This is a genomic window from Croceicoccus ponticola (genome assembly GCF_004004515.1).
GTDB lineage: Bacteria > Pseudomonadota > Alphaproteobacteria > Sphingomonadales > Sphingomonadaceae > Croceicoccus > Croceicoccus ponticola.
Window position 1 is genome coordinate 21,066 of sequence record NZ_RXOL01000008.1, and the last position, 13,024, is coordinate 34,089.

General features: G+C 63.1%; 12 protein-coding genes. 10 read left to right on the forward strand and 2 right to left on the reverse strand.

What is annotated here, in order from left to right; all coding sequences use genetic code 11:
- Window positions 1-139 precede the first annotated feature (139 nt).
- From EKN06_RS13625 to EKN06_RS13660, 8 genes are read left to right on the forward strand one after another with little or no spacing between them, the layout of a single operon-like run.
- Complete coding sequence (locus EKN06_RS13625) at window positions 140-1,672, forward strand: acyl-CoA carboxylase subunit beta (RefSeq protein ID WP_127613474.1); 1,533 nt, start codon at window positions 140-142, stop codon at window positions 1,670-1,672.
- 10 nt (window positions 1,673-1,682) lie between these two features.
- A complete protein-coding gene (locus tag EKN06_RS13630; RefSeq protein ID WP_127613475.1) occupies window positions 1,683-2,162 on the forward strand; it encodes an OsmC family protein in 480 nt (159 codons plus the stop codon).
- Between the two features lie 8 nt (window positions 2,163-2,170).
- Window positions 2,171-2,614 carry a methylmalonyl-CoA epimerase gene (mce, locus tag EKN06_RS13635; RefSeq protein ID WP_127613476.1) on the forward strand — a complete coding sequence of 148 codons (444 nt, stop codon included), beginning with the start codon at window positions 2,171-2,173 and terminating at the stop codon, window positions 2,612-2,614.
- Complete coding sequence (locus EKN06_RS13640) at window positions 2,614-3,402, forward strand: enoyl-CoA hydratase-related protein (protein ID WP_127613477.1); 789 nt, start codon at window positions 2,614-2,616, stop codon at window positions 3,400-3,402. Before mce ends, EKN06_RS13640 begins: the two co-directional genes overlap by 1 nt.
- Before the next feature lie 18 nt (window positions 3,403-3,420).
- On the forward strand, window positions 3,421-5,592 hold the full coding sequence (gene scpA, locus EKN06_RS13645; RefSeq protein ID WP_127613478.1) for a methylmalonyl-CoA mutase: 2,172 nt from the start codon (window positions 3,421-3,423) through the stop codon (window positions 5,590-5,592).
- 11 nt (window positions 5,593-5,603) lie between these two features.
- Window positions 5,604-6,623: a biotin synthase BioB gene (gene bioB, locus EKN06_RS13650; RefSeq protein WP_205693904.1), complete on the forward strand. Its 1,020-nt coding sequence runs from the start codon at window positions 5,604-5,606 to the stop codon at window positions 6,621-6,623.
- Window positions 6,623-8,674 carry an acetyl-CoA carboxylase biotin carboxylase subunit gene (locus tag EKN06_RS13655; protein ID WP_127613480.1) on the forward strand — a complete coding sequence of 684 codons (2,052 nt, stop codon included), beginning with the start codon at window positions 6,623-6,625 and terminating at the stop codon, window positions 8,672-8,674. The genes bioB and EKN06_RS13655 overlap by 1 nt, the downstream gene beginning before the upstream one ends.
- Window positions 8,675-9,046: a tRNA-binding protein gene (locus EKN06_RS13660; RefSeq protein ID WP_127613481.1), complete on the forward strand. Its 372-nt coding sequence runs from the start codon at window positions 8,675-8,677 to the stop codon at window positions 9,044-9,046.
- A gap of 92 nt (window positions 9,047-9,138) precedes the next feature.
- Here the strand turns inward: EKN06_RS13660 and aroB are convergent, their stop codons facing one another.
- Both aroB and EKN06_RS13670 read right to left on the reverse strand, forming a co-directional pair.
- Window positions 9,139-10,257, reverse strand: a complete 1,119-nt coding sequence (aroB, locus tag EKN06_RS13665; RefSeq protein WP_127613482.1) for a 3-dehydroquinate synthase — start codon at window positions 10,255-10,257, stop codon at window positions 9,139-9,141.
- Complete coding sequence (locus EKN06_RS13670) at window positions 10,254-10,868, reverse strand: shikimate kinase (RefSeq protein ID WP_127613483.1); 615 nt, start codon at window positions 10,866-10,868, stop codon at window positions 10,254-10,256. The genes aroB and EKN06_RS13670 overlap by 4 nt, the downstream gene beginning before the upstream one ends.
- A 126-nt stretch (window positions 10,869-10,994) precedes the next feature.
- Here EKN06_RS13670 and EKN06_RS15730 point away from each other — a divergent pair, with 126 nt between their 5' ends.
- Both EKN06_RS15730 and EKN06_RS13675 read left to right on the forward strand, forming a co-directional pair.
- Entirely contained in the window at window positions 10,995-11,150 is a 156-nt protein-coding gene (locus tag EKN06_RS15730; protein ID WP_164844079.1) for a hypothetical protein, read from the forward strand.
- Window positions 11,151-11,152: 2 nt separating this feature from the next.
- Window positions 11,153-13,006, forward strand: coding sequence for a hypothetical protein (locus tag EKN06_RS13675; protein ID WP_127613484.1), 1,854 nt, complete (start codon window positions 11,153-11,155; stop codon window positions 13,004-13,006).
- Window positions 13,007-13,024: the final 18 nt, after the last annotated feature.

A 13,024-nucleotide genomic window follows, 5' to 3' on the forward strand; every position in this document is an offset into this window, starting at 1 on the left:
TTTAATCGCTGCACAAGGTTTTGCAAAACCTTTGCCCGCTATTTTGCAAATTTGCATTGGACTTGGGCGGCCGACGGTTCGATAGGGCGCGGTTCTTGTCTTGGCCGCCATCGTTGCGCGGCCCGAATGGAGTTGCCGGATGTCCGCGAATATCGCCGAAGTCGAACGCCGCCGCGCCGCCGCCAAGATAGGTGGCGGGCAGAAGCGGATCGACGCGCAACATGCCAAGGGGCGGCTGAGCGCTCGCGAACGGCTGGAAGTCCTGCTCGACGAAGACAGCTTCGAAGAGCTTGACATGTATGTCGAACACAACTGCGTCGAATTCGGCATGGACGACATCCACATTCCCGGCGACGGTGTCGTCACCGGCAGCGGCACTATCAACGGCCGGCTGGTCTATGTCTTCAGCCAGGATTTCACCGTGTTCGGCGGATCGCTTTCCGAACGGCACGCGCAGAAGATCTGCAAGGTGATGGATGCCGCGATGAAAGTCGGCGCACCCGTGATAGGCCTGAACGACAGCGGTGGCGCTCGTATTCAGGAAGGCGTCGCGTCGCTCGGCGGTTATGCCGAAGTGTTCCAGCGCAACGTGCTGGCATCGGGCGTGGTGCCGCAGCTTTCGCTCATCATGGGGCCGTGTGCTGGCGGCGCGGTCTATTCCCCGTCGATGACCGACTTCATCTTCATGGTCGAAGATTCCAGCTACATGTTCGTCACCGGCCCCGAAGTGGTGAAGACGGTCACCAACGAAGTCGTGACGCAGGAAGAACTGGGTGGGGCGAGCACGCATACTGTCAAATCGGGCGTCGCCGATCTCGCTTGCGAAAACGACATCGTCGCATTGCAACGCGCGCGCGATTTCATGGATTTCCTGCCGTCGTCCAACCGCGAGGATGTGCCCGAACGGCCGTCGAGCGACCCGTGGGACCGGCAGGAGGACAGCCTCGACACGATCATCCCGGCGTCGGCCAACCAGCCCTATGACATGCACGAAGTCATCCGCAAGACGATGGACGAAGGCGACTTTTTCGAAGTCCAGCCCAGACATGCCGCCAACATCATCATCGGTTTTGGCCGGGTCGAGGGGCGGACCGTCGGTGTCGTCGCCAATCAGCCTATGGTTCTGGCAGGCGTGCTCGACATCAATTCGTCTAAAAAGGCCGCGCGTTTCGTACGGTTCTGCGACGCATTCAACATTCCGATCCTGACGCTTGTCGACGTGCCCGGCTTCCTGCCCGGTACGGATCAGGAGCATAACGGCATCATCAAGCATGGCGCGAAGCTGCTGTTCGCCTATGCCGAAGCGACCGTGCCCAAGATTACCGTCATCACGCGAAAGGCTTATGGCGGCGCATACGACGTCATGTCGTCGAAGCATTTGCGCGGCGATCTCAACTATGCGTGGCCGACCGCTGAAATCGCGGTGATGGGGGCAAAGGGCGCGGTGGAGATCATTTTCCGGCAGGATCGCGACGATCCGGACAAAATCGCCGAGAAGACCCGCGAATACGAAGAGCGCTTCGCGAATCCCTTCGTCGCGGCGAGCATGGGCTTCATCGACGAAGTCATCATGCCGCATTCGACCCGTCGCCGGGTAGCGCTCGGCCTGCGCAAGCTGCGCAACAAGACGCTCGAAAATCCGTGGAAGAAGCACGACAACATTCCGTTGTAAGGACAGCTTCATGGGTGATTATACGGCAACCGTCCGCTGGCAGCTGCGCGAGGGCGAGGTGTTCACCTCGAACCGATACAGCCGCGCGCACGAATGGTGTTTCGATGGCGGGGCGGTCGTGTCCGGTTCGGCCGCACCCGGTTACCTGCCTGCCGCACTGATCGACGAAAGCGCGGTCGACCCTGAAGAGGCGTTGCTCGCCTCGGCAGCCAGTTGCCACATGCTTTACTTCCTCGCCTATGCCGCAAAGGACGGTTTCTCGATTGGCAGTTATGCGGACAACCCGGTCGGCCATGTCGAAAAAAACGAGGAAGGCGATCCGTGGATTTCGCGCATAACGATGCGGCCCGACGCGCGCTTTGCCGGCGACAGGCTGCCGACCCGCGCCGACATCGACGCGCTGCACCATCGCGCGCACAAATCCTGTATCATCGCTAATTCGTTGAAGAGCGAAATGACGATTGAGCCAGAATACGGAGAGGCTGCATGACGACTGGCATGAAATTGGGGCGCATGAACCACCTGGGCTATGCCGTACCCGACATGGACGCCGCCATCACGCATTACCGCGACGTCATGGGCGCTGTCGTCATTACTGAACCTTTCGACCTGCCCGAACAGGGCGTGAAAGTCTGTTTCGTCAACACGCCCGGCCATGACGGGACCGAAGGCACGCAGGTCGAACTGCTCAGTCCGCTGAACGACGAAAGCCCCGTCGCAGGCTTCATCGCCAAGAACCCGCTGGGCGGCCAGCATCATGTCTGTTTCGAAGTGCCGGACATCGCGGCGGCGCGCGAATATTTCGAAGGGATCGGCAAGCGCATTCTTGGCCCCACGCGGATCGGGGCGCATGGCACGCCGATCTTTTTCGTGCACCCCAAGGACATGATGGGCATGCTGACCGAAATCATGGAAACGCCCGGCGAAGGAGCGGCGCACTGATGGCTTATCGATTCATCTCGGCCGAAAAGGCTGGCGACGTGACCACGCTTTCCATCGCCCGTCCCGAAAAGCTGAATGCGATCACGCCCAACGTCTTTGCCGAACTGACCGACGCGTTCGACGCCGGTTTGGCCGACGGCACCCGCGCCTTCGTTTTGACGGGCGAGGGGCGGGCCTTCTCTTCGGGCGCGGACCTGATGCCGGACGGTGCCGGTTATCTGGGCCTGCCAGAGGATCTGGGCGCGATCATTGATGCGCACTACAACCCCTTTACGCTGAAACTTATGTCCCTGCCGGTCCCGCTTGTGACCGCGATAAACGGCCCGGCGGTCGGTGCGGGGCTCAGCCTTGCGCTGGCCGGCGACATCGCGGTGATGGGCCGGGGCGGGTACTTGCTGCTGGCGTTCGTCAACATCGGCCTTGTCCCAGATGCCGGATCGACATGGCTGGTGGCATCGAGCGTGGGGCGTCAGCGGGCGATGAAGATGGCGCTAATGGGCGAAAAGGTTTCCGCCGACGATGCGCTGGCCATGGGTCTTATCGCCGAAGTGGCCGACGATGACGCCGTACTGACCCGCGCACAGGAAATCGCCGCGCGGCTGGCCGCCGGTCCGTCGAAGGCGATCGGGCTGATCCGCAGGCAGATCAACGCGGCGGTGGACGAAACACTGGCCCAAAGCTTGATGACCGAACGCGACAACCAGCGCGCATGTGGCCACAGCGAAGATTTCAAAGAAGCGATCGCTGCATTCGGCGAAAAGCGCAAACCCGTATTCAAGGGCCGATAAGGACCTTCAGGAGCCGACATGACCGACAACACCCCTAACCCGAACCACGCCGATTGGGAAGCCCTTGCCGCCAAGGAAGTGAAGGGCAAGGACCTCACCTGGCACACCCCCGAAGGCATCGACGTAAAGCCGCTCTATACCGAAGCGGACGTCGAAGGCTGGGACCCCGGCCTGCCGGGCTTCGCCCCGTTCACGCGCGGGGTAAAGGCTTCGATGTACGCGGGCCGTCCGTGGACGATCCGCCAGTACGCGGGCTTTTCGACCGCAGAGGAATCCAACGCGTTCTATCGCCGCAACCTCGCCGCCGGGCAAAAAGGCCTGTCGGTGGCCTTCGACCTTGCGACGCACCGCGGTTATGACAGCGATCATCCGCGCGTTGTCGGCGATGTCGGCAAGGCGGGCGTGGCGATCGACAGCGTTGAGGACATGAAGATCCTGTTCGACCAGATCCCGCTCGACCAGATGAGCGTGTCGATGACGATGAACGGCGCGGTGATCCCGTGTCTTGCGTTCTATATCATCGCGGCAGAGGAACAGGGCGTGTCGCCCGACCAGCTGACCGGGACCATCCAGAACGACATCCTGAAGGAGTTCATGGTCCGCAACACCTACATCTATCCGCCCGAACCCAGCATGCGGATCATTTCGGACATCTTCGGCTATACCGCCGACCACATGCCGAAGTTCAATTCGATCTCGATCTCGGGCTACCACATGCAGGAAGCCGGCGCGACGCAAGTGCAGGAACTTGCCTTCACCATCGCCGACGGCATGGAATACGTGAAGTACGGCGTGGCCAGCGGGCTCGACATCGACAAGTTCGCGGGGCGCCTGTCCTTCTTCTTTGCCATCGGCATGAACTTCTTCATGGAAATCGCCAAGCTGCGCGCAGCGCGCACGCTATGGTATCGCGCGATGACCGAGCTGGGCGCAAAGTCCGAACGGTCCAAGATGCTGCGCACCCATTGCCAGACCAGTGGCGTTTCGCTGACCGAGCAGGACCCCTACAACAACGTCATCCGCACCACGGTCGAGGCGATGGCCGCGATGCTGGGCGGCACCCAGTCGTTGCACACCAACGCGCTGGACGAAGCGATCGCGCTGCCCACCGATTTTTCGGCCCGCATCGCGCGCAACACGCAGATCGTGATTCAGGAAGAAACCGGCATGACCAACGTGGTCGATCCGTTGGGCGGGTCGTACTACGTGGAGGCGCTCACCAAGAGCCTTGTCGACGAGGCTTGGGCGATCATCGAGCGGGTCGAAAGCGAAGGCGGCATGGCGAAGGCGGTCGCTGCCGGTTGGCCCAAGGGCATGATCGAGGAAGCCGCCGCCGGACGGCAGGCCCGCGTCGACAAGGGCGATGACGTCATCGTCGGCGTCAACAAGTTCCGTCTGAAGAACGAAGACGCGATCGAGACGCTGGACATCGACAACAGCGCGGTGCGCGAAGGGCAGATCAGGCGGCTCGAAAAGATGCGCGCCACTCGTAACGAGGCGAAGTGCCAGGCTGCGCTCGCTGCCTTGCGCGAAGGGGCTGCGAAGTCTCCGGCAGAAGGTGGCGGCAACCTGTTGGCGCTGGCGGTCGATGCCGCGCGCGAACGGGCCAGCCTTGGCGAGATTTCGGATGCGATGGAAACCGCGTTCGGTCGTTACGACACGATCCCCCGTCCGGTTTCGGGCATCTATGGCGCCGCCTATGCCGGGGACAGCCGCTATCAGGCCGTGGTAGACGGCGTGAACGCGGTGGCCCGCCGGCTGGGCCGCAAGCCCAAGGTGATGATCGCCAAGATGGGTCAGGACGGCCATGATCGCGGTGCGAACGTCATCGCCTCGGCCTTTGCCGACATGGGCTTCGATATCGTGTCCGGCCCGCTGTTCCAGACCCCTGCCGAAACGCGCGACATGGCCTTGGCCAACGACGTCGACCTGATCGGTGCATCGTCGCTGGCCGCCGGGCACAAGACGCTGATCCCCGAACTGATCAGCCTGTTGAAGCAGGCTGGGCGCAGCGACATCAAGGTGACCGCCGGCGGGGTCATCCCGTCCAGCGATTACCAGTTCCTGCGCGATGCTGGCGTGCAGGGCATTTACGGCCCCGGGTCGAACGTGGTCGAAGCAGCCGCGGACGTGCTGCGCCTGCTGGGCCACAACATGCCGCCCGAAAGCATCGACGAGGCTGCGGAATAAGGATGATGAACATGGCCAGCACCCATCTGTCGACCGTCCGCAACGATTGGACGCGCGAGGAAATCGCCGCGCTGTTCGATCTGCCCTTCACCGAACTGGTGTTCCGCGCCGCCGAAACGCATCGCGCGCATCATCGGCCCAACACGGTGCAGCGTTCGACGCTGCTGTCGATCAAGACCGGCGGTTGTCCCGAAGATTGCGGCTATTGTTCGCAAAGCGTGCATAACGACACCGACCTGAAGGCGACGAAGCTGATGGAAGTGCAGCAGGTGCTGCAATCCGCAGCGCAGGCCAAGGACATGGGCAGCACCCGTTTCTGCATGGGCGCGGCGTTCCGCAATCCCAAAGACCGCGACATGCCCGCGCTCACCGAAATGGTGCGGCAGGTAAAGGCGATGGGCATGGAAACATGCATGACCGCCGGGATGCTGACCGAAGGGCAGGCTCACAAGCTGGCCGATGCGGGCCTCGACTATTACAATCACAACGTCGACACAGGGCCGGAATATTACGAGCGCGTGGCCACTACCCGCACGCTGGCCGACCGGATGCTGACGCTGGAACATGTGCGGGCCGCCGGTATCAATGTGTGCTGCGGCGGGATCGTCGGCATGGGCGAAACGCGCGACGACCGCGTCGGGTTTGTCCACCTGCTCGCCACGATGGAGCATCATCCCGAAAGCGTGCCGGTCAACGCGCTGGTGCCGGTACGGGGCACGCCGCTGGGCGACATGCTGGCCGATACGCCGCTGGCGCAGATCGACGAGATCGAATTCGTACGTACCGTCGCGGTGGCCCGGATCACGATGCCCGCCAGCATGGTTCGCCTGTCGGCCGGGCGCGAATCGATGAGCGTCAGCACGCAGGCGTTGTGCTTCATGGCCGGGGCGAATTCGATTTTCTCGGGCGAAAAGCTGCTCACGGCGCCCAATGCGGGCGACGACAGCGACGACACGCTGTTCGCGCGGCTCGGTCTCGACGCGATGGAACTGGATGTGCCCTGCGTGGCACAAGAGGAAATGACGGTCTGATGTTCAAGAAAATCCTGATCGCCAATCGCGGCGAAATCGCTTGCCGCGTCATCAAGACCGCGCGCCGCATGGGCATCGCCACGGTCGCCGTCTATTCCGACGCAGACGCTCGCGCGCCGTTCGTGCAAATGGCGGACGAGGCCGTGCACATCGGCCCTGCGCCCGCGTCTGAAAGTTATCTGATCGCCGACAAGATCATCGCGGCAGCCAAGCAGACCGGCGCCGACGCGGTGCATCCGGGCTACGGCTTCCTGTCCGAACGCACGTCCTTTGCCGAGGCGCTGGCGGCGGAAGGGATCGAGTTCATCGGCCCCCCGGTCAATGCCATCGCCGCGATGGGCGACAAGATCGAATCCAAGAAACTGGCCAAGGCGGCGGGCGTGAACGTCGTCCCCGGCTTCGTCGGCGAAATCCGCGATACCGAGCACGCAGTCGAGATTTCGGCCGACATCGGCTATCCGGTGATGATGAAGGCCAGCGCGGGCGGCGGCGGCAAGGGGATGCGCCTTGCCTATACCGAACAGGACGTGCGCGAAGGGTTCGAAGCGACCAAGCGCGAAGGACTGAATTCGTTTGGCGACGACCGCGTCTTCATCGAAAAGTTCATCGAGAACCCGCGCCACATCGAGATCCAGATCCTTGGCGACAAGCACGGCAACGTCATTTACCTGAACGAGCGCGAATGTTCGATCCAGCGTCGGCACCAGAAGGTCGTCGAAGAAGCTCCGTCGCCCTTCGTCACGCCCGAAATGCGCAAGGCGATGGGCGAACAGTGCGTCGCGCTTTCGAAGGCAGTCGGATATTACAGCGCGGGCACCGTCGAACTGATCGTCTCGGGCGCGGACAAGACGGGCCAGTCGTTCTACTTCCTTGAGATGAACACCCGGCTGCAAGTCGAACACCCGGTCACCGAATGCATTACCGGCATTGATCTGGTCGAACAGATGATCAAGGTTGCTGCCGGCGGCGAGCTGGCGATGACGCAGGATGACGTAAAGATCGACGGCTGGGCCATCGAAAACCGCGTCTATGCCGAAGATCCCTATCGCGGCTTCCTGCCCTCCACCGGTCGGCTGGTTCGGTACGACCCGCCGGTTCCGGGATGGAAGGGCGGCATCCGAGGCGTCGATGAAGAGATCAATGGCTCGATGGGCGGCATCCGCGTCGATGACGGCGTGATGGAAGGCGGCGAAGTGTCGATATTCTACGACCCGATGATCGCCAAGCTCATCACATGGGCTCCGACCCGCGATGAGGCAGCGGACCTGCAAATCCGCGCGCTCGACGCGTTCGAGATCGAAGGGGTGGGCCACAATATCGACTTCCTGTCGGCCATCATGCAGCATCCGCGCTTTCGTTCGGGCGAACTGACCACCGGCTTCATCGCAGAGGAATATCCCGAAGGATTCGAAGGCGCGCCCGCCGGTCGCAAGCTGCGTTCGCGGCTGGCCGCGATGGCGGCTTTTGTCGCCGCCGCTTATTCGGATCGTGCGCGCCGCGTCGACGGGCAACTGGGCAACCGGCTTGCGCCGCCTGCGAAGTGGAGCGTCAAGATCGATGGCGAATTCCACAATGCCGAACTGTCGGGCGACGAAATCAGCGTCGACGGCGAACACGTCGACATCGCCATGGAATATACCCCGGGCCAAAGCAGCGTCGCCGCCGTGTTCGACAGCGACGAGGACGGCGAAGGCGGCGAGGAACTGATCGTGCAGATCAAGCCCGTTCCCGCCGGGTTCGAATTCACCACGCGCGGCGCCAAACACCGTTTGCGCGTCCTTCCCACCCGTATCGCCAAGTTCGACAAGCACATGATCGAAAAGGTGCCTGCGGACATGAGCAAGTTCCTGGTGTGTCCGATGCCGGGCCTACTGGTCGCGCTCCACGTCGAAGAGGGTGAGGAAGTGCAGCTTGGCCAGCCGCTCGCGGTGGTGGAGGCGATGAAGATGGAAAACATCCTGCGCGCCGAAAAGACCGGCGTGATCGCACGGGTAAATGCGATCGTCGGGGACAGTCTTGCGGTGGACGCGATAATCCTCGAACTGGAATAGATGCATCTTCTTCACGACCCGGCGACACCCGCTGCCGATCCGATCGATTTCGATACTTTCCTGAAGGTCGATATCCGGATCGGTACGATTGTCGCCGCCGAACCGTTCGCCAAGGCGCGCAAGCCCGCCTTTATCCTTCAGATCGACTTCGGGCCGGTCATCGGTACTAAAAAGTCGAGCGCGCAAATCGTCGCCAATTATGCGTGCGAACGGCTTATCGGCCGGCAAGTCGCGGCAGTGCTGAACTTTCCACCGCGTCAGATCGGTCCGATCATGTCCGAGGTGCTGACGTTGGGATTTGCAGACGAAGCGGGAGAAGTGACCCTGTTTGCGCCCGATAAACCGGTGCCGAACGGGTCGCGGCTGTTCTGATCGGCGCCCGGCGCATATGACGCTCCGTGCTCGGCCCCAATAGATGCGAGCAAGAAGCCGTCAGGGCCGGGCCAGTTCAGGGCCGGGCCAGTTCAGGGCCGGGCCAGCTCGTCGTCCAGAAATGCCGCAACGTCATCGATGGCGACATCCTTGGCCAGAAACGTATGGCCGATACCCCGCATCAGCAGGAAGGGCAGGGTGCCCGCATCCATTTTCTTGTCGTGCAGCATGTGATCGGCCAGCCGCCGCCCATCGCACGACAGGCCCAAATCCTTAACCTCCGCCCTCATGGCGCAAGCCTTGAAGTGGGCGGCGATACGGTCCGCCTCCGCCAGTTGCATAAGCCCGCGTCGCACCGAATAGCGCGCAGCCAGCACCATGCCGATGGCCACTCCTTCGCCATGCAGCAGCGCGCTGGAATAGCCAGTCTCAGCCTCCAGCGCGTGGCCGAACGTATGGCCTAGGTTGAGCAGGGCGCGGGTGCCGGTCGTCTCTCGCTCGTCCTGTGCCACGACGCGGGCCTTGGCGGCGACCGAACGGCTTACCGCCTCGATCCGCGCGCCTTCGTCGCCCGCTAGCAGGGCCGGGCCGTTCGCTTCGCACCACGCGAAAAAATCGGGATCGTCGATCAGCCCGTACTTCACCACTTCGGCGTAGCCGGCACGCAGTTCGCGCGGGGGAAGAGTGCCCAGAACGTCGGTATCGGCCAGCACCAGCGCGGGCTGATGGAACGCACCTACAAGGTTCTTGCCCATCGGGACATTGATCGCGGTCTTGCCGCCGACGCTCGAATCGACCTGAGCGAGAAGCGTGGTCGGCACCTGCACGAAACCGCAGCCGCGCTTCAGCACCGATGCGGCAAACCCAGTAAGGTCGCCGATCACCCCGCCGCCAAGCGCGACGATGTGGTCGCCGCGATCCACGCCTTCGGCCAGCAGGAAGTCGATCACTTGGGCTAGGTGCGCCCAGTCCTTCGTCTGTTCGCCAGCGGGCAGGACCAGCCAGCGAGCCTGCTTCCCCACCACAGCCAGCGCTGTGTCGACCCTATCGCGATAAAGCGCGGCGACATTGGCGTCGGTGATGACCGGGATAGTCGCCTTGCGCAGAAGACCGGCGCATTCCACGCCCAACCGCCCCAACAGGCCCGGACCGACGCGGACGTCGTAGGATCGACCCGCAAGTGCGACCTTGATGGTTTTTGTATCGCTCATCCGACGTAATCCCCCAGCGCAGCCAGAATGCGTGTGACGCTCGCCATTTGCGGCCCGTCGTCGCTGATCGCGCGAATCGGCGCCTGCGCATAGGCGGGGCGCCGCTGTTCCATCAATTCGCCCAACACCACGCGTGGGTCTTTGCCCACCAGCAATGGGCGCGTGTTCTTGCGGCCGACCCGTTCGACCAGCGTGTCGAGATCGCTATCGAGCCACACTGCGATCGCACGGTCGAGGATGAGCGCGCGCGTCTCAGGATCGACGAACGCGCCGCCGCCGGTTGCGATTACTGCGGCACGGCCAGAGTTTTCTTCGATCAGGCGGGCGATCACGCGCCGTTCGCCATCGCGAAAATAAGGCTCTCCGAACTTTTCGAAGATTTCCGGGATCGACATCTGCGCAGCTTCGACCACCGCATCGTCCGCATCGACGAAAGGCGTGCCAAGACAATGCGCCAGCCGCCGCCCGATAGTGGACTTGCCCACGCCCATCAAGCCGACGAGCACGACCGGGCGGTCCAGCCGCCGCGACAAGGCGGCCAGCGCAGCGGTATCCGGCAGGTGATGGGCCGAACCGTCGGGATTGCCGGTCGAAGGGTTGGTCTCGTCCATTGCAGCCCCGCCTATAGTTGCGCTAGGCCCGCGTGCAAGCGTCGCGCTTTCGAAACCGGTCTTGCTTGGCCGATTGCGGGCAAGCGTTGCGCGATCCATCGCAGTCTGCGGATACAAGGGTAATTCATGCGCGGTTCGAAGGGCCTGGTGGCCATTCTCGCTCTCGTCATCATGGTCTTGCTGGTCTACGCCTTTATCGATGGCGGATCGCAGGAACCGCGCTGGATTGAAGAGGAATTACCGGTGCAGGCAGGCCAGGGTTTGGCGGAGGACGGCGCGTGAGAATGAACAGGCTCTCGGCGCGCAAGGTCGTGCTCGCCGCAATGCTGGCGACGGCGCCGGTCGTTGCGCTCTATGCGCAGGACGGGCCGGAATCGCTCCTGCCACCTGGATTTGACGACCCAACGCCGGCGCCCGCGCCCGCAAGACAGAATGCTCCGTCCCGGCCATCGGGGCCGGCGACGGTGTCGCAGCCCGTAGTGCAAGGTACGCCGTCCGGGCCGGGCCAAAGCGCTCCGCCGGAGCGGACGGAGGCTGCCAAGCGCTTGCTCGATCGGCTTCCCAGCCTGGCAGAGCTGGAAAAGATGGACACCGACGAGATCGACGAATTGCTCGGTCTGAAGCCCACTTTCGACATACCCGAACAAGCGCGCCGATCGACCGGCACGGTCGGGATTCTGGCCACTGGCGAAGGCGGCATGCGGCCCGAATCGCTTGCTAATTATGACGGGCTGTTCGTGCGCCGTGTCCTGGACGGCACAAAAGGCCCGCTCGTTTCGCGCTGGGGTCACATTCTGTTGCGCCGCGCGCTTGCCAGCCGACTTGCCGCGCCGGCGGGAATGGACGGAGTGGAATTTGCCGCTCTGCGCGCGGGCGTCCTCAATCGCATCGGCGAAGCAACCATCGCCCGCGCGGTGGTGCAGGAGGTCGATACCGCCGATTATTCCCCCGCGCTGATCGGCAGCGCCTACGATGCCTATGTCTCGCTGGGCGATTTCACCGGCGCTTGCCCGATGGTCCGCCTTCACGCCCGCGCACGCGAAGACCGCGACTGGGATCTGCTGCGCGGCATTTGTGGAAGTTTTTCAGGCGAAAGCAGCGGCATGGACCGCATCGAACGTCAGCGTCGTCGCAGCGAAGGTACGCAGATTGACGCGCTGCTGGCCCAAAAATACGCAGGCGCCATCGGTCGGACACGGCGCGCCGTCACGCTTGAATGGGACGATGTCGAGGAGCTGACCCCCTGGCGTTATGCATTGGCGACGGCGACCGGCGCGGAAGTCCCGGCAGGACTGGTCCAGCAGGGTGGTGCGACATATCAGCGGTTGGCCGCGATTTCGCCGTCGGTGCCGTTGTTGCTGCGGGCGCGGGGCACCGACGTCGCAGGGTCCGAAGGCATTTTGTCGAGCGCGGCGTTGGTCGACCTTTATTCGCAGATCTATTCCGATCCCGAGATTTCCGGTGACGAAGCTGCGCGCGCCAATTTGTTGCGAAATGCCTATGTCGGCGATGCCGAGGCGCGGCTTGGCGCAATGCGCGAAATCTGGGGCGAAAAAGACCTGTCGAAGCGGTATTATGCGCGACAGGTGCTGACCGCCTATGCCGCCGCGCGCCTGCCGATCGACCCTGCGTTCGAGGCGGATGCCGGACAGCTGATCGGTGCGATGCTGGCCGCGGGGCTCGACGCCAATGCCGTGCGATGGGCGCGCACGGTTCAGGTAGGCAGCCAGGGCTGGGGCCTCTTGATGGTCGGCAGCCCGCTCATCAGCGAGGAAGTTGGCGAATCGGCGGCTCGATCGTTCATCGACGAAGACGAAAGCGCCGATCAGCGCCGTTCGCGGTTCTTCATCGCCGGCCTCGCCGGATTGGGCAGGATAACGCCAGACGTCGCGGCCGAACTTTCGGGTGAATTGGGCTATGACATCGGCCGTCAGACCCGCTGGACCAAAGCAATCGACCGGGCAGCCAAACGGCGCAACAAGGTGCTGGTCAGCTATCTGGCCGCGCTGGGCATGCAGGGCTCAAGCTGGTCGCAGATGACGCCGGTGCACCTTTACCACGTCGTCAGCGCGCTGAATGCAGCGGGACTTGGCGCCGAAGCGCGCATGATCGCCGCAGAGGCGGTCGCCCGCAGCTAGGCGGGATTGAGGCAGCAC